This window comes from Pantoea sp. VS1 (assembly GCF_002207995.1).
Taxonomy (GTDB): domain Bacteria; phylum Pseudomonadota; class Gammaproteobacteria; order Enterobacterales; family Enterobacteriaceae; genus Pantoea; species Pantoea dispersa.
This window is the reverse complement of record NZ_NHZE01000013.1, coordinates 193,490-217,710: the sequence shown is the minus strand read 5'-3', so window position 1 is coordinate 217,710 and position 24,221 is coordinate 193,490. Positions and strand designations below refer to the sequence as shown.

23 protein-coding genes and 3 tRNA genes are annotated in these 24,221 nt (G+C 58.2%); 5 read left to right on the top strand and 21 right to left on the bottom strand.

Annotated features, from left to right (window positions below; genetic code table 11):
• Nucleotides 1–17 precede the first annotated feature (17 nt).
• Nucleotides 18–1,070, bottom strand: coding sequence for a 3-deoxy-7-phosphoheptulonate synthase AroG (gene aroG, locus CBW22_RS07060; RefSeq protein WP_088516302.1), 1,053 nt, complete (start codon nt 1,068–1,070; stop codon nt 18–20).
• Between the two features lie 297 nt (nt 1,071–1,367).
• Between aroG and CBW22_RS07055 the strand changes: the two genes are divergently transcribed.
• From CBW22_RS07055 to zitB, 4 genes are all read left to right on the top strand, one after another.
• Complete coding sequence (locus tag CBW22_RS07055; protein WP_088516301.1) at nt 1,368–1,724, top strand: YbgS-like family protein; 357 nt, start codon at nt 1,368–1,370, stop codon at nt 1,722–1,724.
• 103 nt (nt 1,725–1,827) lie between these two features.
• Nucleotides 1,828–2,412 (top strand): response regulator transcription factor, encoded by a 585-nt coding sequence (locus tag CBW22_RS07050; RefSeq protein ID WP_021508519.1) that lies wholly within the window; start codon nt 1,828–1,830, stop codon nt 2,410–2,412.
• Nucleotides 2,394–5,474 (top strand): ATP-binding protein, encoded by a 3,081-nt coding sequence (locus CBW22_RS07045; RefSeq protein WP_088516300.1) that lies wholly within the window; start codon nt 2,394–2,396, stop codon nt 5,472–5,474. The genes CBW22_RS07050 and CBW22_RS07045 overlap by 19 nt, the downstream gene beginning before the upstream one ends.
• Nucleotides 5,449–6,405, top strand: a complete 957-nt coding sequence (gene zitB / locus CBW22_RS07040) for a CDF family zinc transporter ZitB (RefSeq protein ID WP_088516299.1) — start codon at nt 5,449–5,451, stop codon at nt 6,403–6,405. The genes CBW22_RS07045 and zitB overlap by 26 nt, the downstream gene beginning before the upstream one ends.
• Here zitB and pnuC read toward each other — a convergent pair.
• The 3 genes from pnuC to CBW22_RS07025 all read right to left on the bottom strand — a co-directional run bounded on the left by pnuC (nt 6,402) and on the right by CBW22_RS07025 (nt 8,850).
• A complete protein-coding gene (gene pnuC / locus CBW22_RS07035) occupies nt 6,402–7,121 on the bottom strand; it encodes a nicotinamide riboside transporter PnuC (protein WP_021508522.1) in 720 nt (239 codons plus the stop codon). The genes zitB and pnuC overlap by 4 nt on opposite strands.
• A gap of 25 nt (nt 7,122–7,146) precedes the next feature.
• Nucleotides 7,147–8,208 carry a quinolinate synthase NadA gene (gene nadA / locus CBW22_RS07030; protein ID WP_031279878.1) on the bottom strand — a complete coding sequence of 354 codons (1,062 nt, stop codon included), beginning with the start codon at nt 8,206–8,208 and terminating at the stop codon, nt 7,147–7,149.
• 126 nt (nt 8,209–8,334) lie between these two features.
• The gene (locus CBW22_RS07025; protein ID WP_021508524.1) at nt 8,335–8,850 is read right to left on the bottom strand and encodes a methylated-DNA--[protein]-cysteine S-methyltransferase; all 516 of its coding nucleotides are present in this window, start codon (nt 8,848–8,850) and stop codon (nt 8,335–8,337) included.
• A gap of 159 nt (nt 8,851–9,009) precedes the next feature.
• Between CBW22_RS07025 and CBW22_RS07020 the strand changes: the two genes are divergently transcribed.
• The gene (locus CBW22_RS07020; RefSeq protein WP_088516483.1) at nt 9,010–10,476 is read left to right on the top strand and encodes an AlkA N-terminal domain-containing protein; all 1,467 of its coding nucleotides are present in this window, start codon (nt 9,010–9,012) and stop codon (nt 10,474–10,476) included.
• Between the two features lie 300 nt (nt 10,477–10,776).
• On the opposite strand, the gene CBW22_RS07015 is transcribed toward CBW22_RS07020, so the two are convergent.
• The 17 genes from CBW22_RS07015 to odhB form a co-directional block, all read right to left on the bottom strand.
• Nucleotides 10,777–10,852, bottom strand: a tRNA-Lys gene (locus tag CBW22_RS07015).
• 32 nt (nt 10,853–10,884) lie between these two features.
• Nucleotides 10,885–10,960, bottom strand: a tRNA-Lys gene (locus CBW22_RS07010).
• Nucleotides 10,961–11,010: 50 nt separating this feature from the next.
• A tRNA-Lys gene (locus CBW22_RS07005) sits at nt 11,011–11,086 on the bottom strand.
• Between the two features lie 166 nt (nt 11,087–11,252).
• Entirely contained in the window at nt 11,253–12,044 is a 792-nt protein-coding gene (gene cpoB / locus CBW22_RS07000; protein ID WP_058757869.1) for a cell division protein CpoB, read from the bottom strand.
• A 9-nt stretch (nt 12,045–12,053) separates the two neighbouring features.
• Nucleotides 12,054–12,572, bottom strand: a complete 519-nt coding sequence (pal, locus tag CBW22_RS06995) for a peptidoglycan-associated lipoprotein Pal (RefSeq protein ID WP_021508527.1) — start codon at nt 12,570–12,572, stop codon at nt 12,054–12,056.
• A 64-nt stretch (nt 12,573–12,636) separates the two neighbouring features.
• Complete coding sequence (tolB, locus tag CBW22_RS06990; RefSeq protein ID WP_021508528.1) at nt 12,637–13,932, bottom strand: Tol-Pal system beta propeller repeat protein TolB; 1,296 nt, start codon at nt 13,930–13,932, stop codon at nt 12,637–12,639.
• 116 nt (nt 13,933–14,048) lie between these two features.
• Nucleotides 14,049–15,308, bottom strand: a complete 1,260-nt coding sequence (gene tolA, locus CBW22_RS06985) for a cell envelope integrity protein TolA (RefSeq protein ID WP_021508529.1) — start codon at nt 15,306–15,308, stop codon at nt 14,049–14,051.
• A 25-nt stretch (nt 15,309–15,333) separates the two neighbouring features.
• Complete coding sequence (tolR, locus tag CBW22_RS06980) at nt 15,334–15,762, bottom strand: colicin uptake protein TolR (protein ID WP_021508530.1); 429 nt, start codon at nt 15,760–15,762, stop codon at nt 15,334–15,336.
• A gap of 13 nt (nt 15,763–15,775) precedes the next feature.
• Complete coding sequence (gene tolQ / locus CBW22_RS06975; protein ID WP_010616001.1) at nt 15,776–16,462, bottom strand: Tol-Pal system protein TolQ; 687 nt, start codon at nt 16,460–16,462, stop codon at nt 15,776–15,778.
• Nucleotides 16,459–16,881 (bottom strand): tol-pal system-associated acyl-CoA thioesterase, encoded by a 423-nt coding sequence (gene ybgC, locus CBW22_RS06970; protein ID WP_168714917.1) that lies wholly within the window; start codon nt 16,879–16,881, stop codon nt 16,459–16,461. The genes tolQ and ybgC overlap by 4 nt, the downstream gene beginning before the upstream one ends.
• Nucleotides 16,882–17,058: 177 nt before the next feature.
• Complete coding sequence (ybgE, locus tag CBW22_RS06965; protein ID WP_058775290.1) at nt 17,059–17,352, bottom strand: cyd operon protein YbgE; 294 nt, start codon at nt 17,350–17,352, stop codon at nt 17,059–17,061.
• A complete protein-coding gene (cydX, locus tag CBW22_RS06960) occupies nt 17,352–17,465 on the bottom strand; it encodes a cytochrome bd-I oxidase subunit CydX (protein ID WP_010615998.1) in 114 nt (37 codons plus the stop codon). Before cydX ends, ybgE begins: the two co-directional genes overlap by 1 nt.
• A gap of 15 nt (nt 17,466–17,480) precedes the next feature.
• A complete protein-coding gene (cydB, locus tag CBW22_RS06955; protein ID WP_088516298.1) occupies nt 17,481–18,620 on the bottom strand; it encodes a cytochrome d ubiquinol oxidase subunit II in 1,140 nt (379 codons plus the stop codon).
• 11 nt (nt 18,621–18,631) lie between these two features.
• Entirely contained in the window at nt 18,632–20,203 is a 1,572-nt protein-coding gene (gene cydA, locus CBW22_RS06950; RefSeq protein ID WP_058757874.1) for a cytochrome ubiquinol oxidase subunit I, read from the bottom strand.
• Nucleotides 20,204–20,879: 676 nt separating this feature from the next.
• Nucleotides 20,880–21,755 carry a succinate--CoA ligase subunit alpha gene (gene sucD, locus CBW22_RS06945; RefSeq protein WP_021508535.1) on the bottom strand — a complete coding sequence of 292 codons (876 nt, stop codon included), beginning with the start codon at nt 21,753–21,755 and terminating at the stop codon, nt 20,880–20,882.
• A complete protein-coding gene (gene sucC, locus CBW22_RS06940) occupies nt 21,755–22,921 on the bottom strand; it encodes an ADP-forming succinate--CoA ligase subunit beta (protein WP_006118458.1) in 1,167 nt (388 codons plus the stop codon). Before sucC ends, sucD begins: the two co-directional genes overlap by 1 nt.
• 70 nt (nt 22,922–22,991) lie before the next feature.
• Nucleotides 22,992–24,206 carry a 2-oxoglutarate dehydrogenase complex dihydrolipoyllysine-residue succinyltransferase gene (gene odhB / locus CBW22_RS06935; protein WP_021508536.1) on the bottom strand — a complete coding sequence of 405 codons (1,215 nt, stop codon included), beginning with the start codon at nt 24,204–24,206 and terminating at the stop codon, nt 22,992–22,994.
• Nucleotides 24,207–24,221 lie beyond the last annotated feature (15 nt).

Sequence of the window (24,221 nt, the reverse complement as noted above, 5' to 3'; positions counted from 1 at the left end):
TATGCCGTGCGCTGCCGTTAACCGCGACGGGTTTTGATCGCCTGCGCCAGCTGACGCAGCGCTTTTTCCGTATCGTCCCAGCCAATACAGGCGTCGGTGACGCTCTGGCCGTACACCAGCGGTTTGCCGCTGTCGAGGCTCTGGTTGCCTTCCACCAGGTGGCTCTCAATCATCACGCCGGTAATCGCCTGCTCGCCGCTGGCAATCTGCTGCGCCACGTCTGCGGCCACCACCATCTGACGCTGGAACTGCTTGCTGCTGTTGGCGTGGCTGAAGTCGATCATCACCTGTGGGCGCAGGCCCGCTTTTTCCAGCCCGGTTTTCACCGCCGCAACGTGTTCCGCACTGTAGTTCGGCTCTTTGCCGCCGCGCAGAATGATGTGGCAATCTTCATTACCGCTGGTTTCGACAATCGCCGAATGACCATATTTGGTGACTGACAGGAAGCAGTGAGGCGCGCTGGCAGCACCGATGGCATCGATGGCTACTTTGATGGTGCCGTCGGTGCCGTTTTTGAAGCCGACCGGACAGGAGAGCCCGGAGGAGAGCTCGCGGTGCACCTGCGATTCGGTAGTACGCGCACCAATCGCGCCCCAGCTCATTAAATCCGCCATGTATTGCGGCGTGATCATGTCGAGGAACTCACCGGCAGCCGGCAGTCCGGTGTCGTTGATATCCACCAGCAGCTTACGCGCCAGGCGCAGGCCGTCGTTAATCTGGAAGCTACCGTCCATGTAAGGATCGTTGATCAGCCCTTTCCAGCCCACCGTGGTACGCGGTTTTTCAAAGTACACGCGCATCACCACTTCCAGCTCACCCTTCAGCTCCTCGCGCAACGTCAGCAGGCGAGCGGCATACTCTTTGGCTGCCTGCGTATCGTGGATGGAGCATGGCCCAATCACCACCAGCAGGCGGTCATCTTCACCGTGCAGAATGCGGTGAATGGCCTGGCGGGCCTGGGCAACGGTTTGAGCAGCGTTATCGGTGGCGGGGAATTTTTCCAGCAGCGCAACAGGGGGCAGTAACTCTTTGATCTCTCTGATGCGTAAATCGTCGTTCTGGTAATCCATACTTATTCCATTCAAATTTCTGGCCCTGCGTACGCCGGGCGCAACCCGTCCAATGTATCCCTTCAGGCACCAGGTGTAAATTATGTCCTGTGCGCCAATGGCTCGCTCAGATTTGCATTTATTCGTTTATGAACTAAGCTTTTTAAACGTAAGCACTGAGGAATGAGGTGCTTTCGCTATTTATATTCATGCCGAACACTCATGACGGAATTAAATTCCGTCGCGGCACGCTTTTTTCGTCAAACAGCACCAGCGGGTGTCACGCGGCAACTATCCATTTATTACAGGAGCATAATGATGAATAAGTTTGCATTGATTTTTCTGACGGCAGCGATGACTTTGGGCAGCGGCGCAGCACTGGCTGCGGATAACAACAACGGCCAGGCGAATGCGTCAGCAGAAGCCGGCGCAGCCGCGGGCGGCGCGAAAGAGAATCTGCCGCCAAATAATGTCGATAATAGCAACATTAACAACGGCAGCATGAACACCAACGGTGCCGCGACTTCTGGAACCAGCTCCGGCAATATGTCGGCCAGCCAGGAACACAAAAATACCATGTGTAAAGATGGTCGCTGCCCGGATATGAATAAGAAAGTTGAAACCAAGGAAGGCGGTGGTCACGTTAAACACAAAACTGACGGCACCACGCAGTAATCCACGCGGAGCGTGATGCAGGGCGAGCTTCGGCTCGCCCTGTTGTTTTTCCCCTGCCCTATTTCCGCTATGCTAACGCTATGAAATTCACAGGAACTGTTTCATGGCCGCGCTGCTGCTTATCGATGATCACCCTTTAGTTGAAGTCGCGCTGGAAGCGGCCTGCCTCAACGCCCCTATTCCATTACAGCTCTACGCCGCCGGTGACGAAGCCCAGGCGCGCCAGCTGCTGCAACAGCATCATATTGACCTGATTGTGCTGGATATCGGCCTGCCGGATAGCGATGGTCTGGAGCTGTTGCGCCGTCTGCGCGCGCGCCATCCGCAGTGTCCGGTGCTGATCTACTCGGCCCAGCAGAGCCGCCACACGCTGCTCAGCGCCGCCTCGCTCGGGGCGGCCGGCTATGTGGTGAAGAGTCAAAGCATGGCGCAGTTGCTGAGCGCGATTCTGGCGGTGCTGGGCGGCCAGCAGGCGTTTCCGCCGCTGCCGGAGCGCATTGCGCTACCGCTCACCGAGAAAGAGCAGCAGATTGTCGCGCTGCTGGTGCGCGGGCTGTCGAATATCCAGATTGGCGAACAGCTGCACATCAGCAACAAAACCGTCAGCACCCACAAGAAAAATATCCTTGAGAAGACCGGCGTGCAGTCGGTGGTCGAGCTGGCAGAACTGTGGAAAGCGCAGCAGTGAAATACTGGCTGCTGCTGTTCGCGCTATTTTTCAGTCTGCTGGCGCGCGCCGGATTGCAGCCCGCCAGCAGCGTGATGCTGCCCGCCATGATGCCCGCGCCGCACGCCGAGCCGTGGCCGGGACCGGTGCTGCGCGTGGCGGTGCCGGCGCAAAACAGCGCGCCCTGGGCGATGCGCATTGGCGATCGCATCTGGGGCATTGATGCCGATTATCTCAGCGCCCTCAGCCAGTTGAGCGGCAGCACATTCAGCCTGCACGGCTATCCTGACTTTGCCGCCCAGCTGGCGGCGCTACAGCGTGGCGACGTGGATATGGTGCTGAGCACCCGCCAGCGCGATCTGCCCGCCGACGTACTGACCAGCGAGAGCTGGTTCACCAGCCCGATGCGCATCTACCGCAATCGCGACAACCAGCGCGCGGTGATGTTCAACAGTGACAACGCTCAGCTGACCATCGCCGCCGACACGCTGGCGCAGCTGCCGCAAACCTTTGCACATCGCCACCGCTGGCAGACGCTGCCCGGCAATTTACAGGCGCTGTATGCGCTGCTGAACCAGCAAAGTGACTATCTGGTGGCCGATGAAGCCAGCGCCGGTTTCCTGCTCAGCCAGCTGCAGCAGGGACAGATTTATCAAATCACTGCCGATCCCGGTGCCGGCGAGCTGTCGCTGCGCGCACTGACGCGCGATCCGGCGCTGATTGCCTGGCTCAACCGCCAGCTGCGTTTGCTGCCAGCGGAGTTCAGCAATCGCGTGCAGCAGCGCTGGAGTCCGCCGCTGTTGCGCTATCAGGATACGCAAACCCTGATGCTGACGGGCGAAGAGAAACAGTGGCTGGCGCAGCAGGATGCCATCCCTTATGCCGCCGAGAGCGATAACGCGCCATGGAGCTATCGCGATGCCAGCGGCAACGCGCGCGGCTTCGGTATTGACCTGCTTAACGCCCTGAGCCAGAGCACCGGTCTGCGTTTCACGCCGCGCTGGGTCAATAATCCGCAGCAGGCCGCCAGTCTGTTGCAGCAGCAGCAGGTGATGCTCAACCTGTTACAGCCGCTGTACGGGGACGATGCTAACCGCACCGCGCTGCCAGTGTGGCGCGCCATCTGGGGCATTTACACGCTGTCCGACAGGCAGCCGATGGGCTGGTCCGCGCTGCACGCTCAGCGCGTCGGCGTGCTGCGTGGCGATCTGGCGCAGCGTCTGCTTCCGGCTGAAATCGCGCCTCAGCTGTTCGACGATCGCACCCAGCTGTGGCAGGCCCTCAACACTGGCCAGATTGATGCAGTGGTGGATAACGTGCTGTCGGCGCGCTGGCGCATGGCCAGCCATGAGGGCAACCGCGTGCATCTCGCGTTTGTGGCCAGCGATATCGCCTGGCCGCTGGCGCCGCAGGTGAGCGCACAGCAGCCACAGCTGAGCGCCCTGCTCGACCATGCGCTGCAGCAGATTCCGGCGGATACGCTGAACCAGATGCGCGTCAGCTGGTCGCAGCCGCCGCAGCCCGGCACCAACATGACGATGCGCAATGTGCCGCTGCTGATTTTGATTGCGGCCGCTGTGATCATCCTGCTGTTGCTGGTATTGCTGCTGCGCCGCTATCTGCAGCAGCGGCGTGAGCGGTTACAGCGCGAGCAGGCAGAACGCGCCAATGCCGCTAAAAGTCAGTTTCTCGCCACCGCCAGCCACGAGCTGCGCACGCCGATGCAGGCGATTCTGGGTCTGCTGGAGCTGGAGCAGCAGCAGCATCCGAGCGCGCGGCTCGATCTGATGCACAGCAGCGCCCGGTCGCTGATGACGCTGCTGAACGACCTGCAGGATCATGCGCGCATCGAGAATCACAGCTTCCGCCTGACGCCGCGCCCGCTCGATCTCAGGTTGTGGCTACAGCAGCAACAGCAGTTTTATCACCCGCTGATGCGTGATGGCGGGCCACAGCTGCACGTGGCGGCGCTGACCCCGCTGCCGGCCAGTGTGATGCTCGACAGCGATCGCCTGCAGCAGGTGGTGAACAATCTGGTGGCCAATGCGCTGAAATTTACCCGCCACGGCGAAATCCGCCTGACGCTGGCGGCCACCGGGGATATCGCGCTGACGGTGAGCGACAGCGGCAGCGGCATTCCGCTCAGCGAGCAGGCGCAGCTGTTTGAACCGTGGTATCAGGCGCCGTCGGGCAAGCGCCATGCGGTGCAGGGCAGCGGCCTCGGGCTGTTTATCTGTCGCGAGATTGTACAGCGCATGGGCGGCACGCTGTCGCTGGAGTCCGCGCCGCAGCAGGGCACCACGGTGAGCGTGCGCCTGCCGCTGGAACCCTGTGCGGCGACAGCGGCGGATGACGCCACGCACTGGCCGCACTATCCGCAGCTGCGCGTGGCGATTGTCGACGATCACCCGACCAATCTGCTGGTGATGCAGCAGCAGCTGGCGAGCTTTGGCATTACTGCGGCGGTGTTTGAGGATGGCCGCGAACTGCTGCGGGCCGATGCGCAGCAGCCGTTTGATGTGCTGTTTATTGACCAGATGATGCCGCGCCCGGACGGCCTGACGCTGCTGCGCATCCTGCGCCGTCGTCAGCGCCAGCGCGTGCAGCCTGCGCTGCGCATACTGTGCTCCGCCGACGTACAGCTGCTGAAACTGCCGCTGCAGGCGCACGAAGCGCAGCTGGTCAAGCCGGTAACTCTGCGGGATATTGCACCGCTGCTGGCGCAGGCAGTGCGCGATCCGCTGCAGGTGCTGCCAGACAGCCTGCAGATTCTGGCGCAGCACAATCCGGCTTTCATTCCGCGTATTTGCCACACCCTGCAGCGTACGCTGCAGCAGGATCGTGATGCGCTGCTGCAGGCCAGCGCGGCTGCAGACTGGCCCCAGCTGGCGCGCGCGGCGCACCGCCTGAAAGGCAGCTGGCTGATGCTCGGCATTGACGACGTGGCCGCCCGCTGCCAGCAGCTGGCCGACGCGGCAAAACAGCATCAGCCTGACCGTGATAATCTCAATTTACTGATATCATTAACGAACAGGCTACTTAACCAACTGGAACGTTATGGCACACACTCATTCTCACAGTGAGCACGGCGGCAACCGCGCGCGTCTCGCCGCCGCGTTTGGCGTCACCGCGCTGTTTATGGTTGCCGAGGTCATCGGCGGGCTGGTGTCCGGCTCGCTGGCGCTGCTGGCCGATGCCGGACATATGCTCACCGACGCCGCCGCGCTGCTAATGGCGCTGCTGGCCGTGCAGTTCGCCCGGCGCAAACCGAATGCGCGTCACACTTTTGGCTTGCTGCGTCTTACCACGCTGGCAGCGTTCGTTAACGCCATCGCGCTGCTGGTGATTACCGTCCTGATCGTCTGGGAAGCGCTGCGCCGTTTTTACCAGCCCGAGCCGATTGAAGGCGGCCTGATGCTCGGCATCGCCATTGCCGGCCTGCTGGCGAATCTGCTGTCATTCTGGCTGCTGCACCGCGGCAGCGAAGAGAAGAATCTCAACGTGCGTGCCGCCGCGCTGCACGTGCTGGGCGATCTGCTGGGTTCGGTGGGCGCAATCGTGGCGGCAGTGATCATCATGCTGACCGGCTGGACGCCGATCGATCCGATTCTGTCGCTGCTGGTGGCGTTGCTGGTGGTGCGCAGCGGCTGGGCGCTGCTGCGCGAGAGCCTGCACGAGCTGCTGGAAGGCGCACCGACGCATATCGACGTGGATAAGCTGACGCGGGCGCTGACGCGTCATATTGATGAAGTGCGCAATGTGCATCATGTGCATGTGTGGCAGGTGGGCGAAAAGCCGGTGCTGACGCTGCACGTGCAGGTGATTCCGCCGTACGATCACGACGGCCTGCTGCGACGCATTCATCAGTATCTGCACCAGCATTATCAGATTGCCCATGCCACGGTGCAGATGGAGTATCAGCCCTGCGTCGGCCCGGACTGCGAGTTATGCGAGGAGAGCGGCACGCAGCACGAGCACGCAGCGCTGGAAGGCCACGCGCATCACCACCACTAATGGGACAGCGCGCGCGAACCCTGTTCCCGTGCGCTCTGCATCCACAGGCGCGTGCCGTTCAGCGCGATCAGCGTCAGGATGGCGTACTCCAGCGCCATGGCATACACGCCCTGACGCGCAAAGATCATCACGCTGATAACGTTGATCACCACCCACAGCAGCCAGTTCTCGACGTATTTGCGCGTCATCAGGATCATCGCCACAATCGACAGCACCATCATGCAGGAATCCCAGAACGGGAAGGCATCCGGCTGCAGCTGCGGCATTACCACGTTAAGACCGAGCGACTGCATCAGGCCCACCGCGGTGCGCGTGAGGAAAGCGAATACCGGGTCGATATAGCGCGTCATCAGCGCAATGGCGATCACGCAGGCGGCGCCCCAGCCGATGGCTTTCGGCAGCGGCAGCCAGCGGATTTTCAGCGCCGCTTCATGGCTGCTGGTCTGCCGGCTCCACGCGTACCAGCCGTACACGTTGGCAACAAAGAAGAACAGCTGCAGCAGCAGGCTGGCATACAGCTGAATCTGAAAGAAAATCACCGCAAACAGCGTGACGTTAATCAGACCAAACAGGTAGTTGATAATTTTTTCCTGGCTGGCAAGCCAGATACACAGCAGGCCGGCCAGCGTACCGATTGCCTCAATCCATGACAGATCGTAGCCGCCGACGCCAATCGGAATATGAACCAGAATATTGTGTGTGCTAAAGAAGTCCATCATCTGCACCTGTATGAAAACCGCCTCAGGCGTTCCCTTTCAGCGTAAGTTTGAGTTGTGCTGCAAAGTCTAGCATGCGGTTGAGCGGCAGCAACGCTGCCTTGCGCAGTGCCGCATCGACGTGAATTTCATGCTGTGCGCCGCCGTGCGCCAGCCCTTCAGCGATAGCCTGCAGGCCATTCATCGCCATCCACGGGCAGTGCGCGCAGCTGCGGCAGGTCGCCCCTTCGCCTGCGGTTGGCGCTTCCAGTAACTCTTTATCCGGTACCGCCTGCTGCATTTTGTAGAAGATGCCGCGATCGGTCGCCACAATCATCTGCGGATGTGGCAGCGTTTTGGCGGCCTGAATCAACTGGCTGGTGGAACCGACCGCATCGGCCAGTTCGACAATCGCCTGCGGTGACTCCGGGTGCACTAGCACCGCCGCATCAGGATAGAGCGCTTTCATGCGCTGCAACGCCTGTGTTTTGAACTCATCATGCACGATGCAGGCGCCCTGCCAGCACAGCACATCAGCGCCGGTTTGCTGGGTGACGTAACGGCCCAGATGGCGGTCCGGTGCCCAGATAATTTTCTCACCGCGACTGTCGAGGTGTTCAATCAGCTCAACCGCAATGCTGGACGTCACCACCCAATCGGCACGTGCTTTTACCGCCGCCGACGTGTTGGCATACACCACCACAGTCCGATCCGGATGCGCATCGCAGAAGCGGTTAAATTCGTCAATCGGGCAACCGAGGTCAAGCGAGCACTCCGCCTGCAGCGTGGGCATCAGCACGGTTTTTTCCGGGCTAAGGATTTTGGCGGTTTCGCCCATGAAACGGACGCCGGCCACCAGCAGCGTTTGCGCCGGATGCTGGCTGCCAAAGCGCGCCATCTCAAGGGAATCCGCCACGCAGCCGCCAGTCTCTTCGGCCAGCGCCTGAATTTCCGGATCGGTGTAGTAATGCGCTACCATCACCGCATCGCGTGCTTTGAGCAGGCGTTTAATTTCTTCGATGTAACCGGCTTTTTCCTGCGGGCTGAGGCGCGCCGGTTTCGGCGGGAAGGGATAAATGGCGCTTTCAGCATCAAACATTGCACTCATGACACGGCTCTCGTTTTATCGATTTAACAAAATCGCCCATCAGGACGATGATGCGGCATTAAATCCGCTATCGTGTTTTATATGCTAAACACAATAGCGGATTACACCGAGCCTGTCGTGTGATTTTTATGCGGGAAGTACCAGCTGCGCGCCAGCCTGCGCCTGTTGTGGGCTTTCCAGCTCAAGCAGAAACGCTTTTACCGCCAGGCCGCCAGCAAAGCCGGTGAGCTTACCGTTGCTGCCGATAACCCGATGACAGGGCGCCATGATCGACAACGGATTTTTACCGTTGGCAGCCCCGACGGCGCGTACCGCTTTCGGGTTGCCGATCTGCTCCGCGATTTGCAGATAGCTGCGGGTTTCACCAAACGGAATGGTGAGCAGCGCCTGCCAGACCTTTTTCTGAAACGCAGTGCCAACGGTGTCGTACGGCATGTCAAACTGCTGACGCTCGCCGGCAAAGTACTGGCGCAGCTGGCGCTCGGCCTCACAGAGAATCGGATGCTGGTCGTTACGCGCGATCGGTTTCAGCGGCACGCGCTGCGCGCCTTCGTTTTCCCATAAAATGGCTGACAGACCGCGATCCGTGGCAATGAGCGTCAGTTCTCCGACGGGCGTGGTAATGATTTTAGCGTGATACATGGTTGCACCTCCGGCATGGGCTATGCGGATGATTATCGCACTTTTGCGCGGCGAAACTGGCTGTTTTCGGCCATGAGCATAAACTGGTTAGCTGTCCGAAAGCAGCCAGTTTTCCATCCGCACCTGGGCGACGATGGTGTTTATTTGCCGGAGACGATGATGTTTGATCCTGAAATTGCCTATCAGGCGCTGACGGCGCGCGACAGCCGTTTCGACGGGGTGTTTTTTGTCGGCGTGACCTCCACCGGTATTTACTGCCGTCCGATCTGTCCGGTGAAAGCGCCGATGCAGAAGAACTGCCTGTTTTTCACCAGTGCCGAAGCGGCTGAAAAGGCGCACTTTCGCCCCTGCCTGCGCTGTCGTCCCGAGCTGGCACCTGGTTCGGCGCCAGTCGATAGCCATCATCGCATCGCCGACCGGCTGATACGCCGTATCGAAGAAGGCTTACTGGAAGAACAGGAGACGCTGGCTGAGATCGCCAGCGAGTTTGACCTGAGTGAACGCCAGCTAAGGCGGGTGATTCAGCAGGAGCTGGGCGTGTCGCCGCTTGAATTGCGGCAAACCCGGCGCATGCTGCTGGCGAAGCAGCTACTGACTGAAACCGCATTGCCGGTGACCGAAATTGCCTATGCCAGCGGTTTTCGCAGTCTGCGCCGTTTTAACGACGTGTTTCAGGTTCGCTATCGCATGACGCCATCGCGTCTGCGTAAGCAGATTCAGACGGAAGCCCTGAATGGTGAGCAGGAGAGCGCCGAACTACGCCTCAGCTACCGGCCTCCTTATGACTGGGACGCCATCCTCGATTTCCTGCAACAGCGCGTGATGAAGCAAGTCGAGTGGGTCAGCGAGGGCGTTTATCATCGTACTGTGGCGCTCGGTCAGTGTCGTGGCTGGGTGCGCATTAGCCATTTGCCGGAAAAGCAGGCGCTGAAGGTGCAATTTACCACCACGCTGACGCCGGTGCTGCCTGCCCTGCTGCGCCGCTTGCGCGATCTGTTTGATCTGGATGCCCAGCCACAGCGCATCAGCGAGCAGCTCAGCCAGGATCCGCTATTAGCTGCGAGTCTGGCACGCTATCCAGGTTTGCGCGTTCCTGGTGCCTTTGACGGCTTCGAGCTGGCGGTCCGCGCCATCCTCGGCCAGCAGGTGACGGTGAAAGCCGCGACGACGCTGAGCAGTCGCGTGGCGGAACGTTTTGGCGCGCCCCTCACCACACCGTGGCCTGCGCTCTCCCGCTTACCGCCAGAGGCCGAATCACTGGCTGCTGCCACCCTCGATGATATCGCCAGCCTCGGCATTGTGAGCGCCCGCGCGCAGGCGATCCAGGCACTGGCCGGGGCCTGCGCCTCAGGAGCGCTGCGCTTCAATGGCGCGGTTAATCCGGACGTGGTGCAGCAGCAGTTGCTGGCGCTGAAGGGTGTCGGGCCATGGACATCGAGTTATATCGCCATGCGCGCCCTGCGCTGGCCGGATGCCTTTCCGAAAGAGGACATTGCGATCCGCAATAATCTCGGCGGCGTGAGCGCAAAGGTCGCAGAGCAGATGTCGCAGGTGTGGCGCCCATGGCGCAGTTACGCGGTGCTGCATATCTGGAAGAGCCTGACGCCGGATAAGGTAAAAAAGTAGATCAGCTTGAAACCTTGCAGCCAGCCGAAAGAACCGGGCGGTTCCGTCTTCTTTGAGCATGGGTGCGATTATCTAAAGCAATGACAAGGCTTGAGGGCCAGTTAAGGCGGGGGCGGAGGAGCGAAGCGTCCGAGCCATGGATGGCGAGGCCGATCTACAGGGATGTGGGATTTCTTCGCGATCCGTCCCGCCTTAACTGGCTATTCACCGGATTTACAGCTGAGGGTTTTGTTGGGCCGGCATCGCACATTGGCAGGCAGAAAAGCAAAAAGGCGCCTTTAGGGCGCCTTTCTACATAACTGGTGGGTCGTGCAGGATTCGAACCTGCGACCAATTGATTAAAAGTCAACTGCTCTACCAACTGAGCTAACGACCCGCTCGGGAAGTGGCTTACAACTTTCGACTTGATGGTGGGTCGTGCAGGATTCGAACCTGCGACCAATTGATTAAAAGTCAACTGCTCTACCAACTGAGCTAACGACCCATCAAGGTTGTGAAGCAAACTGAAGTGACATCAAAACTGAACGGTTGAGATGGTGGGTCGTGCAGGATTCGAACCTGCGACCAATTGATTAAAAGTCAACTGCTCTACCAACTGAGCTAACGACCCATCTTCAGTGCTGCCGATACTTGTTAAGATATGTCCCGGCAACGGCGGCATATATTACTGATTTAGCGGGAGGGCGCAACCCTTATTTTCCGCTAAATGTCTCAACTGCTTACCTTTCATGCGGCAAGACCAGAAATCAGACGAAATCCGGTCTTAACGGCAGCAATTACATCGCAGCGAGCCGTTTTTGTGCCTGCTTAGCAGACTCAGAGTTAGGGAACTGTTTGATCACCTGCTGGTAGACCGCTTTCGCTTTCGCTGTATCGTTCTTCTCCTGCATGATCACCCCAACCTTAAACAGCGCTTCCGCCGCTTTTGGCGATTTCGGGTAGTTTTTAACTACAGTGGCAAAATAGTAGGCCGCATCGTCCTTTTTGCCTTTGTTGTAAAACAACTGACCCAGCCAGTAATTGGCATTCGGCTGATAGGTGGAGTCCGGATACTTCTTCACCCACGCCTGCAGCGCAGTAATCGCCTGGTCGTACTGTTTCTTCTCAAGAATCAGCGCGACGGCAGCATTGTAATCGGTGTTGGCATCGCCGGTTTGTGCGGGTGCAGCGGCAGCCGTGTTGCTGCTCCCCGCATCAGCGTTTCCCGCTGCGGCACCGGCTGCTGCATCCGCACCACCGCTGGCCTGCGCACCATTACTGCTGCTCAGACTGTCGATCTGCTGATAAAGCTGCTTCTGCCGCTCAATCACCTGATTAAGCTGATAACTGTTCTGCTGGATCTGCCCGCGCAGCGAATCGATATCGCTTTGGTTATCACTCATCTGCTGCTGCAACTGCTGCAGAAGCTGAGCCTGGGCATTGGAGATACGTTCAAGAGTGGTGACACGGTCTTCGACCGAGCCTGAGCCAACGCTACTGATTGACGCCTGGGCATTAGCGGCCCAGGGGGCCGCTACGCCAACCAGTAACGACAGACTCAACAGATGAAGTCTGAAGTTACTAATCATGTGATTCTCTTAGTAAACCAGTACGGCACGACGGTTTTTAGCGTAAGCCGCTTCGTCGTGACCCAGTACAGCAGGTTTCTCTTTACCGTAAGATACGATAGACATCTGGTCAGCAGACACGCCTTTACCCTGCAGGTACATTTTAACGGCGTTAGCACGACGCTCGCCCAGGGCGATGTTGTACTCTGGGGTGCCGCGCTCATCCGCGTGACCTTCGATGGTCACTTTGTAAGATGGGTTGCTGCGCAGGAAAGCAGCGTGCTGATCCAGCATCTGAGCGTATTCAGACTGCACGTCATACTTGTCCAGACCGAAGTAAACGATGTTGTTCTGCTGCAGCTGCTGCATCTGCAGACGCGCCTGCTCGTCAGAAGACATGTTGCCGTTCTGGCCAGCGCCAGCGCCGTATGCACCGTCAGCACCCATACCGGTCTGATCGTTGTTGTTGTTTTTGTGAGAGCTACATGCAGCTACCGCGATAACCGGCAGAGCCAGCATCAAACCCTTCAGCACTTTGTTCAGTTGCATTTCTTTATCCTATTATTTTGTTTGCCATACATTTTACTCCCCCGCCAGGCGAGGGAGCGATGCATCACAGATACGGCGACCAGGCAGGGAATTTGACCTGTCCATCAGTTGCCGGAAGACGCGCTTTGAAACGCCCATCGGTTGAAACCAACTGCAACACGGAACCCATCCCCTGAGTAGAGCTATAGATTACCATCGTGCCGTTAGGAGCCAGACTTGGCGTCTCATCCAGGAACGTGTCCGTTATTGTCTGAACGGCTCCCGTTTCCAGATCCTGTTTGGCGACGTGCTGCGCGCCACCGGCGCTGCTGATCATCACCATCGTTTTACCGTCAGATGACACATCCGCATCCTGGTTCTGAGCCCCTTCCCAGGTAATGCGCTGTGGCGTTCCGCCGTTAACGTTAACTTTGTAAATCTGTGGCGCACCGGCCTGATCCGAAGTGTAAGCCAGCGTCTGGCTGTCCGGGAACCAGGTAGGTTCGGTGCTGTTGTAGCGGCCATCAGTCACCTGACGCGTCTGACCAGAGGCCAGATCCATCACGTACAGGTTCAGGCTACCGGTTTTCGACAGGGCGAAGGCCAGCTTAGAGCCGTCCGGCGAGAAGGCCGGCGCACCGTTGTGACGCGGATAAGAAGCCACCTGACGGATAGCGCCGTTGGCCAGCGTCTGCACCACCAGCGCCGATTTACCGCTTTCGAAGGTCACGTAAGCCACTTTGCTGCCGTCTGGCGACCAGGCCGGTGACATCAGCGGCTGCGGCGAACGGTGTACCACAAACTGGTTGTAACCATCGTAGTCAGACACGCGCAGCTCGTACGGGAACTGACCGCCATTGGTCTGCACCACATAGGCGATACGGGTACGGAACGCGCCTTTGATACCGGTCAGCTTCTCAAACACTTCATCGCTGGCGGTATGCGCGGCATAACGCAGCCACTGTTTGGTGACTTTATAGGAGTTCTGCGCCAGCACGGTGCCCGGTGCGCCACCGGTATCCACCAGCTGGTAAGCCACCTGGTAGCTGCCATCGGCGTTCGGCGTAACCTGCCCGACGACCACGGCATCAATACCCAGTGCGCTCCACGCGGCAGGCTGAACTTCCTGTGCGCTGGTCGGCTGCTGTGGCAGACGAGAGCGATCCAGCGGATTGAATTTACCGCTGTTACGTAAGTCTGCTGCGACGATGCCACCAATATCTTCGGGTGCAGCGCCCGGACCGGCCCACTGGAACGGCACCACACCAATTGGGCGTGCGGTATTCACGCCCTGCGTAATTTCAATGCGTACTTCCGCGTGCAGCATCGCTGCCCACAGCAGTACAAAAAAACCTAAGGTTACACGAAGTGCCTGCTTCATCTTATCTCCCTTATCTGAACCTGAGTTCATGATAATTCGCACAGTTCCTGAAAAAACACGAGTACTCATAGAGTACGGCAAGCTAACCTTAGTTCAACCTGCCGTACGTTACTGCATTATTCTGGTTTGAAACGCATCGGTGCGTTCTTAAACACTTCATATACGGCCTGCGAAGGCGGCTTCGGAATGCGTGCCTGCTTCGCTGCGGTAATCGCCGCCTGACACAGCGCCGGATCGCCGCCTTCAGCTTTCACGTCAATCAGCAAACCATCAGGTGCCAGTTTAATCCGCAAATCACAGCTTTTGCCGCGATACAGATCGGCATCGTAGAAGCGGCTCTGAATTGCACTGGTGATCTGACCCAGATACGCATTCACCTCAGCACCTGAGGCACCCGCCTTCTTCTGATTGCCCTGACCTGCCGCCGCACCACCACCGGACGCCGCACCGCTTTTCGGCGCATTCTTACCGGAAGAGAGACCGCCTAACAGATCATCCACATCGCTCTCGTTCTTCGCCGCTTCGGCAGCCGCTTTCTTCTTCGCATCGGCGGCAGCTTTAGCTTTCGCCGCCGCATCCGCTTTGGCTTTGGCTGCTGCCTCAGCTTTCGCTTTGGCTTCGGCGGCCGCTTTCTCTTTCGCGGCTTCCGCAGCTTTCTCTTTGGCTTCCTGTGCAGCTTTGGCTTTCGCATCTGCCGCGGCCTGAGCTTTGGCTTCTGCCTCCGCTTTGGCTTTGGCTTCAGCTGCGGCTTTCGCCTGCTGCGCGGCTTTCTCTTTCGCCGCTTCGGCTGCGGCGGCTTTGGCCTGCTCTTCCGCTTTCTTCTTCGCGTCGGCTGCGGCCTGCTTCGCCTGCTCTTCCGCTTTGGCTTTCGCGTCCGCTGCGGCCTTCGCCTGAGCATCGGCCTGCGCTTTGGCATCAGCTTTGGCTTTCGCCGCGGCCGCTTCTGCGGCTTTCTGCTGCTCCTGCGCCTGCTTCGCTGCTGCTTCGGCCGCCTTCTGCTGCTCTGCCTGCTGCTTCGCCTGCTCTTTGGCTTCCTGCTGCGCCTGCAGACGCTCTTTTTCCAGCTCTTTCAGCCGCTGCTGTTCAGCGGCCTGCTTCTGCTGCAACTCTTCCGCCTGCTGCTGTGCCTGCTTCTGGCGCTGCTGCTCGGCGCGCTGACTGTCACTCTGCTGATTCTGCTGACGGTTATACTGCTCAACCACCGCGCCAGGATCGACCATCACCGCGTCGATATCACTGCCGCCACCGCCGCCGCTGGCTTCGATATGTTCGTTAAACGAGCTCCAAATCAGCAGGGCGATCAGCACGATGTGCAGAATCACCGAAATGATTATCGCGCGTTTTAACTTCTCGTTCTGCTCGGTTGCCTTCGACACTCTCGGTTCCCAAAAACGGTTCGCGTTAAATCGGCTGCGTCATCAAACCGACGGATTTCACGCCAGCCTGATGCAACAGGTTCAGCGCCTTGATGATTTCGTCGTAAGGCACATCTTTCGCCCCACCAATCAGGAAGACCGTCTTCGGATTGGCTTCAATACGGCGCTGCGCTTCGCTCACCACCTGCTCCGGCGGCAGCTGCGTCATACGATCGTGATCCACCACCAGGCTGTACTGCCCTACCCCGGCCACTTCCACGATCACCGGCGGATTATCGTCGCTGGAAACGGTTTTCGAATCGGTTGCGTCCGGCAGGTCCACTTCCACGCTCTGCGTAATAATCGGCGCGGTTGCCATAAAGATGAGCAGCAACACCAGCAGCACGTCCAGCAGCGGAACAATGTTGATTTCCGACTTAAGATCGCGACGCCCGCGACCACGGGTTCTGGCCATCGTTAACCTCGACTTACTTGCTGTTGTCGGTAGAGAAAGCCTGACGATGCAGGATGGCCGTGAACTCTTCCATAAAGTTGTCGTAGCCCTGCTCCAGCTTGTTCACGCGCTGGTTCAGACGGTTATACGCCATAACGGCAGGAATGGCCGCGAACAGACCGATTGCGGTGGCGATCAGCGCTTCGGCGATACCGGGCGCAACCATTTGCAGCGTGGCCTGTTTCACCGCACCCAGTGCGATAAAGGCATGCATGATCCCCCACACCGTACCAAACAGACCGATATACGGGCTGATGGAACCGACGGTGCCAAGGAATGGGATGTGATTTTCCAGCGCTTCCAGTTCACGGTTCATCGAGATGCGCATGGCGCGACCGGCCCCTTCGACCACCGCTTCCGGCGCATGGCTGTTGGCGCGGTGCAGGCGGGCAAACTCTTTGAAGCCAGAATAGAAAATCTGTTCGGACCCGCTCAGCTCGTCACGGCGCGCCTGGCTTTCCTGATAGAGACGCGACAGCTCGATACCGGACCAGAACTTGTCCTCGAACGCCTCGGCCTCACGCCCCGCCGCGTTAAGAATGCGGGTGCGCTGAATGATGATTGCCCAGGAGGCAATAGAAAAGCCGATCAAAATCAACATGATAAGTTTGACCAGAAGGCTTGCCTTCAGGAACAAATCAAGAACGTTCATGTCAGTCACTGCTTGAACTCCGCGACAATAGACTTGGGAAGCGCAATCGGCTTCATTAGATGTGGGTTGATGCAGGCAATCAGGACGTCTGCTTCATTGAGCACTTTGCCTTCAGCATTCACGATACGCTGCGAGAACGTCATGGTTGCGCGCGTCATTGCTGTCACTTCGCTCTGGATTTCCAGAAGGTCGTCGAGACGTGCCGCGGCAATAAAGTCCACCGTCATGCGCCGTACCACAAAAGCCACCTGCTCTTCCAACAGGGCCTGTTGATTGAAATGGTGCTGGCGCAACATCTCGGTACGTGCTCGTTCATAAAAAGCAAGATAGCTGGCGTGGTAAACCACACCACCGGCGTCAGTGTCTTCGTAATAGACCCGAACCGGCCAGCGAAACAGCGTTGTACTCACTCTACATCCCGGTCTCATTTTAAACGTTGCTACTATACGCAAGTGAGATCGGCTTGGGAATGGTCCGCCAGAGCCAGGAGAAAATAATTATCAGACGTTAACAACTGGAAGGATTTTCGGGAGATTTCCTGACCAACCGCTGACAAAAACTCACGTCAGCAGCGGTAAAACAGCCCTTGCGGGCTGAGACAGAACTTAATGGTAGAACCAGTAAATTCCCAGCGCCAGCACGATCAGCGCCGGCAGCGGGGCAAACAGCGCCTGCCAGCGGGCACGCTGTGGCCGGAAACCGGTGCCGTGAATCACGCCGCTGCACACCGCCCAGATTAACAATAATCCGTGCCAGATGGCGAGCTCACTGGTGCGTGCGGCAAAGCGCGCCGGCTGCCAGATGACGCATCCGGCCAGCCACAGCGCCAGAATCAGTGAAAGGGCCCGCAGCGGGCCCTTATCCATCAGACGATACAGCGTCTGTATCAGGCTGCGCATCAGAGCTTGTCGTCCTGCGCACCGCCCTCTTCCACATGCTCGATCGCCAGTGCCGTGACCACGCCAAACGCACAGGCCAGCAAGGTGCCAAGAATCCAGGCAAAATACCACATGCTTAATCTCCTCAATCAGTACAGGGAGTGCGTATTGCGCTCAATGTGTTCTTTGGTGATGCGGCCATACATCTTGTAGTAACACCAGCTGGTGTAAGCCAGAATAATCGGCACAAAGATGATGGCGGCCACGGTCATGATCTGCAGCGTCAGCAGGCTGGAGGTCGCGTCCCACATGGTCAGGCTGGTGCCTGGCACGGTACTGGATGGCATGATGAACGGGAACAGCGCAATGCCCGCCGTCATAATGACGCACGCCAGCGTCAGCGAAGAGAAGATAAACGCCCATGCGCCCTTCTCCATGCGCGAACACAGGATCGTCAGCAGCGGCAGCAGCGCGCCGAGCAGCGGGAACAGCCACAGCAGCGGCATCTGTTCAAAATTGACCAGCCAGGCCCCGGCTTCACGCACCACGTCTTTACCCAGCGGGTTAGACGCCGCGTGATGATCGATTGCGCTTTTCAGCACATAGCCATCAATGCCGTACTTCACCCACACGCCGGCCAGTACAAAGCCCACCAGCATCACCAGCGCGCTGATTTGCGCCGCGGTGCGGGAACGCAGGTGCAGTTCGCCGCTGGTGCGCATCTGCAGGTAAGTCGCGCCCTGGGCCAGAATCATCGCGACGCTGATCACCCCAGCCAGCAGGCCAAACGGATTAAGCAGCTGGAAGAAATTACCGGTGTAGAACAGGCGCAGGTACTCATCAGCATGGAACGGCACACCCTGCAGCAGGTTACCGAACGCCACGCCAATCACCAGCGGCGGCACAAAACTGCCAATGAAGATGCCCCAGTCCCAGGCACCGCGCCAGCGCATATCTTCAATCTTCGACCGGTAATCAAAGCCGACCGGACGGAAGAACAGCGAGGCCAGCACCAGAATCATCGCCACGTAGAAACCGGAGAACGCGGCGGCATAGACCATTGGCCAGGCGGCGAACAGCGCCCCGCCGGCAGTGATCAGCCAGACCTGGTTACCGTCCCAGTGCGGCGCGATGCTGTTAATCATGATGCGACGCTCGGTATCGGTGCGACCGAGGATGCGGGTCAGCATTCCCACGCCCATATCGAAGCCGTCGGTGACGGCAAAACCGATCAGCAGAATGCCAATCAGCAGCCACCAGACAAAACGCAACACTTCATAGTCAAACATGGTCGCTCTCCTTATCCGCGCGCCGGTTGAGTCACAGCCTGCACTGTTTCATGGTGATAGCGGCCGGTTTTCAGGCTGCTTGGACCAAGGCGGGCAAATTTGAACATCAGATACATCTCCGCCACCAGGAACACGGTATACAGGCCGCAGATCAGGATCATCGAGAACAGCAGATCGCCGACGGTCAGCGACGAGTTGGCCACGGCGGTTGGCAGCACCTCACCAATCGCCCACGGCTGACGGCCATATTCAGCGACAAACCAGCCAGCTTCGACCGCAATCCACGGCAATGGAATACCGTACAGCGCCGCTTTCAGCAGCCAGCGATTCTTACCGATGCGGTTACGAATCACGCTCCAGAACGACAGCGCAATGATGCCCAGCAGCAGCACGCCACACAGCACCATGATGCGGAAGGCGAAATAGAGCGGTGCCACGCGAGGAATGGAATCCTGCGTTGCCTGCTGGATTTGCGCTTCCGTGGCGTTCGCCACGTCCGGGGTATAACGCTTGAGCAGCAGACCGTAGCCGAGATCCTGTTTATGCGTCTCAAACTCACTGCGCACCGCCGGATCTTTACTGCCGGCACGCAGCTCGTTCAGCAGCGCATAGGCTTTCATACCGTTACGGATGCGCACTTCATGCTGCGCCAGCAGATCTTTCAGGCCGGTGACCGGCGTATCGACAGAACGGGTGGCGATCAGGCCGAGCAGATACGGGATCTGGATGGCGTACTTGTTCTCCTGCGTCGCCTGATCCGGCACGCCAAACAGCGTAAAGGCCGCCGGCGCCGGCTGGGTTTCCCATTCGGCTTCGATGGCGGCCAGTTTGGTTTTCTGCACGTCGCCCATTTCATAGCCGGATTCGTCACCCAGCACGATGACCGACAGCACGGCAGCCATACCGAAGCTGGCAGCGATCGCAAAGGAGCGTTTGGCAAACGCGATGTCGCGCCCTTTCAGCAGATACCAGGCGCTGATGCCCAGAATGAACATCGCTCCGGTGGTGTAGCCCGCGGCCACGGTATGCACAAATTTCACCTGCGCCACCGGGTTCAGCACCAGCTCGGAGAAGCTCACCATCTCCATACGCATGGTTTCGAAATTGAACTCGGAGGCGATCGGGTTCTGCATCCAGCCGTTCGCCACCAGGATCCACAGCGCGGACATGTTCGAGCCGAGTGCCACCAGCCAGGTCACCGCCAGGTGCTGCACTTTACCGAGGCGATCCCAGCCGAAGAAGAACAGGCCGACAAAGGTGGATTCAAGGAAGAACGCCATCAGGCCTTCGATGGCCAGCGGCGCACCGAAGATATCGCCGACGTAGTGGGAGTAATAAGACCAGTTGGTACCGAACTGAAATTCCATGGTCAGGCCGGTGGCCACACCCAGCGCAAAGTTGATACCAAACAACTTGCCCCAGAATTTGGTCATATCTTTATAAATCTGTTTTCCCGACAGGACATAGACCGTTTCCATGATCGCCAGCAAAAACGCCATACCCAGCGTTAATGGCACGAACAGGAAATGGTACATCGCCGTCAGGGCAAACTGTAAACGCGACAGCTCGACAATATCTAACATGATGACTCCTTGCTCCTCGCATGAACTCATCCTGCGAATAACAACCACAAACAGCGGGCAGTGCGATGCAGAATAAGGTCAGGAACGACTGATTATTGATTCCAGTTTTGTTACCGACAGCACAATGCGTACTGCGGCCCGAAGTGAGCGAGTAACAGTGGTGAAAATTCCCCGAAAAACCGATCGCTTCAGCCTGTTTCGAGCAGGAGTAAGATGAGGAGGCGACAGAATTGATATGACAACGCCTGGCACAAACTCCTGAAAAATGATGAAAAAGACTGAATTGATGCAGCGCAATTTATACCGGTTGGGTTGCTTTTAGCCAGCGGTAAAGTTTGCTATATATCGCCTTTTATTGATCTGGATTAAGACAATAATTTTCCAGATATGTAGTGTTAGAGTTGTTGTTAATTAGTTGTCATAAATCGATAGCGCAATTAAGAAAACAATTACCTTTCCCGTAATTATTTAACCTCTGTGCCAGCCAGACGCCAGGACGCTGACGGGAAAAAGCACGCCTCTTTGCCCTTCTTTACTCAACGACAAAGTAAGCATAGCCGCAGAAAATGTTGCCGTTACGTTTTTACTGCAAATGTGTGAGGACGGCTAATGGCCGTGCATTACAGCCATAAAAAAAGCCACCCGCAGGTGGCTTTGTTCTTTCAGCAGCAAAATGTTATTTCGCTGGCAGTACCGCTTTCACCGCGTCGCCGATATCGGCCAGGCTGCGAACGGTTTTCACACCGGCCGCTTCCAGCGCAGCAAATTTCTCATCGGCGGTGCCTTTACCACCGGCAATGATGGCGCCGGCGTGGCCCATACGCTTGCCCTTCGGCGCCGTTACGCCGGCGATGTAGCCGACGACAGGCTTGGTCACGTGCTCTTTGATGAACGCCGCGGCCTCTTCTTCAGCGCTGCCGCCGATCTCACCGATCATCACGATCGCTTCGGTCTGCGGATCGTCCTGGAACATTTTCAGGATGTCGATAAAGTTGGAGCCTGGGATCGGGTCACCGCCGATGCCCACACAGGTGGACTGGCCGTAGCCGATGTCGGTGGTCTGCTTAACCGCTTCATAGGTCAGCGTACCGGAACGTGACACGATACCCACGCGGCCTGGCTGGTGAATGTGGCCCGGCATGATACCGATCTTACATTCGCCTGGGGTGATCACACCCGGGCAGTTCGGGCCGATCATGCGCACGCCTGCTTCGTCCAGCTTCACTTTCACCGTCAGCATATCCAGCGTCGGGATACCTTCGGTGATGGTGATGATCAGTTTGATGCCCGCGTCGATCGCTTCCAGGATACCGTCTTTGCAGAACGGTGCCGGCACGTAGATCACGGTAGCGGTGGCGCCCGTGGCTTCTACTGCTTCGCGCACGGTGTTGAACACCGGCAGACCGAGATGGGTGGTGCCGCCTTTACCTGGCGTCACACCGCCAACCAACTGCGTACCATAGGCCAGCGCCTGCTCAGAGTGGAACGTTCCCTGGCCACCGGTGAAACCCTGGCAAATGACTTTGGTGTTTTTGTCGATCAGAATGGACATTATTTACCCTCCGCAGCAGCGACAACACGCTGTGCTGCGTCTGTCAGGCTGGTTGCTGCAATGATGTTAAGACCGCTGTCCGCCAGTTTCTTCGCGCCCAGCTCGGCGTTGTTACCTTCCAGACGTACCACGACCGGTACGTTGACACCCACTTCAGCCACAGCACCGATGATGCCGTCTGCGATCAGGTCGCAGCGCACGATGCCGCCGAAGATGTTAACGAATACCGCTTTCACAGCATCGTCAGACAGGATGATTTTGAAGGCTTCGGTAACGCGCTCTTTGGTTGCGCCGCCGCCAACATCAAGGAAGTTTGCAGGCTGACCACCGTGGTGTTTCACGATGTCCATGGTGCCCATCGCCAGACCAGCGCCGTTGACCATACAGCCAATGTTGCCTTCCAGCGCGACGTAGTTCAGTTCCCACTGAGTCGCGTGGGCTTCACGTGGGTCTTCCTGGCTTGGGTCGCGCATTTCACGCAGCTCTGGCTGACGGAACAGGGCATTGCCATCGGCACCCAGTTTGCCATCCAGACAGATCAGGTCGCCCTGTTTTGTGATCACCAGCGGGTTGATCTCAACCATCGCCAGGTCGCGCTCCAGGAACATGGTCGCCAGACCCATGAAGATTTTGGTGAACTGGCTGACCTGCTTGCCGGTCAGACCCAGTTTGAATGCCAGCTCGCGGCCCTGGTATGGCTGCGGGCCGGTCAGCGGATCCAGCGCCATTTTGTGGATCAGGTGCGGGGTTTCTTCCGCCACTTTCTCGATTTCCACGCCGCCTTCGGTTGACGCCATGAAGATCACGCGACGGGTAGCACGGTCAACCACCGCACCCAGATACAGCTCCTGATCGATGTCGGTCGCCGCTTCAACCAGGATCTGGTTTACCGGCTGGCCATTGGCGTCAGTCTGGTAGGTCACCAGACGTTTGCCCAGCCAGTTTTCAGCGAAAGCACGAATGTCTTCTTTACTGTTAACCACCTTCACACCGCCCGCTTTACCGCGGCCACCGGCATGAACCTGACATTTCACCACCCACGGACCCGCGCCAATTTTCGAGGCGGCTTCTTCGGCTTCACGTGGCGTGGTGCAGGCGTAGCCAGTCGGTGCTGGCATACCATACCGTGCAAACAGCTGCTTCGCCTGGTATTCGTGTAAGTTCATGATGTTCTATCCATTCAGATCTAAACAGGGTTAATTTGGGCGCGCCTCGTGCCAGCGCGCCCGGCGAAAATCAGACATCCAGCAGCAGACGCGCCGGATCTTCCAGCAGCTCTTTCACCGCGACCAGATAGCCGACAGATTCACGACCATCGATCAGACGGTGATCGTAGGAGAGCGCCAGATACATCATTGGCAGCACCACCACCTGACCATTCACCGCCATTGGGCGATCTTTGATGGCGTGCATCCCCAGAATCGCGCTCTGCGGCGGGTTGATGATCGGCGTAGACATCAGCGAACCGAACACACCACCGTTGGTGATGGTGAAGTTACCGCCGGTCAGTTCTTCCACCGTCAGCTTGCCGTCGCGGCCTTTCACCGCCAGCTCTTTAATTTTCTTCTCGATGTCGGCCATGCTCAGCGCATCAACGTCTTTCAGCACTGGCGTCACCAGACCACGCGGCGTTGAGACCGCGATGCTGACATCGAAATAGTTGTGGTACACCACATCATCGCCGTCGATCGACGCGTTGACTTCCGGGAAGCGTTTCAGCGCTTCGACCACCGCTTTGATGTAGAAGGACATAAAGCCCAGACGCACGCCGTGACGCTTCTCGAAGGCATCGCCGTACTGCTTGCGCAGATCCATGATCGGCTTCATGTTGACTTCGTTGAAGGTGGTCAGCATTGCGGTGCTGTTTTTCGCTTCCAGCAGACGCTCGGCCACGCGCTTGCGCAGACGGGTCATTGGCACGCGCTTCTCGCTGCGGTTGGCAACGGCCTGCGGAGCCGCATCGGCTGCCGGTGCCGCTTTCGCGCCGTCGGCTTTCTTCGCCAGATGTTTTTCCACATCTTCGCGCGTCAGACGTCCGCCGACACCGGTGCCTTTAATCTGGCTGGCGTCGAGGTTGTTTTCCGCAATCAGGCGGCGCACGGCCGGGCTGAGCGCGTCATTGCTCTCTTCTTCCAGAGATGCAGTCTGACGCTGTGCAGGCGTAGACTCCTTGCTTTCCACTTTCGCCGTGGTCTCTTTCCCGCCGCTGTTGCCTTCCTTCAGACGGCCCAGAATCTGGCGCGACGTTACGGTGGCGCCTTCGTCTTCCAGCACCGCTTCCAGCACACCGTCAGCGGCGGCAGGCACTTCCAGTACCACTTTGTCAGTTTCGATCTCGACCAGCACTTCGTCGCGGGTCACAGAGTCGCCGGGTTTTTTATGCCAGGTGGCTACCGTGGCGTCCGCTACGGATTCAGGCAAATCGGGAACGAGAATTTCTACGCTACTCATTTTCTTTCCTTTTAA

What these genes read in the sequence shown, in the direction of transcription:
- aroG (WP_088516302.1), bottom strand. Translation starts at nt 1,070, where the DNA reads ATGGATTACCAGAACGACGATTTACGCATCAGAGAGATCAAAGAGTTA.
- CBW22_RS07055 (WP_088516301.1), top strand. Translation starts at nt 1,368, where the DNA reads ATGAATAAGTTTGCATTGATTTTTCTGACGGCAGCGATGACTTTGGGC.
- CBW22_RS07050 (WP_021508519.1), top strand. Translation starts at nt 1,828, where the DNA reads ATGGCCGCGCTGCTGCTTATCGATGATCACCCTTTAGTTGAAGTCGCG.
- zitB (WP_088516299.1), top strand. Translation starts at nt 5,449, where the DNA reads ATGGCACACACTCATTCTCACAGTGAGCACGGCGGCAACCGCGCGCGT.
- pnuC (WP_021508522.1), bottom strand. Translation starts at nt 7,121, where the DNA reads ATGGACTTCTTTAGCACACACAATATTCTGGTTCATATTCCGATTGGC.
- nadA (WP_031279878.1), bottom strand. Translation starts at nt 8,208, where the DNA reads ATGAGTGCAATGTTTGATGCTGAAAGCGCCATTTATCCCTTCCCGCCG.
- CBW22_RS07025 (WP_021508524.1), bottom strand. Translation starts at nt 8,850, where the DNA reads ATGTATCACGCTAAAATCATTACCACGCCCGTCGGAGAACTGACGCTC.
- CBW22_RS07020 (WP_088516483.1), top strand. Translation starts at nt 9,010, where the DNA reads ATGTTTGATCCTGAAATTGCCTATCAGGCGCTGACGGCGCGCGACAGC.
- cpoB (WP_058757869.1), bottom strand. Translation starts at nt 12,044, where the DNA reads ATGATTAGTAACTTCAGACTTCATCTGTTGAGTCTGTCGTTACTGGTT.
- pal (WP_021508527.1), bottom strand. Translation starts at nt 12,572, where the DNA reads ATGCAACTGAACAAAGTGCTGAAGGGTTTGATGCTGGCTCTGCCGGTT.
- tolB (WP_021508528.1), bottom strand. Translation starts at nt 13,932, where the DNA reads ATGAAGCAGGCACTTCGTGTAACCTTAGGTTTTTTTGTACTGCTGTGG.
- tolR (WP_021508530.1), bottom strand. Translation starts at nt 15,762, where the DNA reads ATGGCCAGAACCCGTGGTCGCGGGCGTCGCGATCTTAAGTCGGAAATC.
- ybgC (WP_168714917.1), bottom strand. Translation starts at nt 16,881, where the DNA reads ATGAGACCGGGATGTAGAGTGAGTACAACGCTGTTTCGCTGGCCGGTT.
- ybgE (WP_058775290.1), bottom strand. Translation starts at nt 17,352, where the DNA reads ATGCGCAGCCTGATACAGACGCTGTATCGTCTGATGGATAAGGGCCCG.
- cydX (WP_010615998.1), bottom strand. Translation starts at nt 17,465, where the DNA reads ATGTGGTATTTTGCCTGGATTCTTGGCACCTTGCTGGCCTGTGCGTTT.
- cydB (WP_088516298.1), bottom strand. Translation starts at nt 18,620, where the DNA reads ATGTTTGACTATGAAGTGTTGCGTTTTGTCTGGTGGCTGCTGATTGGC.
- cydA (WP_058757874.1), bottom strand. Translation starts at nt 20,203, where the DNA reads ATGTTAGATATTGTCGAGCTGTCGCGTTTACAGTTTGCCCTGACGGCG.
- sucD (WP_021508535.1), bottom strand. Translation starts at nt 21,755, where the DNA reads ATGTCCATTCTGATCGACAAAAACACCAAAGTCATTTGCCAGGGTTTC.
- sucC (WP_006118458.1), bottom strand. Translation starts at nt 22,921, where the DNA reads ATGAACTTACACGAATACCAGGCGAAGCAGCTGTTTGCACGGTATGGT.
- odhB (WP_021508536.1), bottom strand. Translation starts at nt 24,206, where the DNA reads ATGAGTAGCGTAGAAATTCTCGTTCCCGATTTGCCTGAATCCGTAGCG.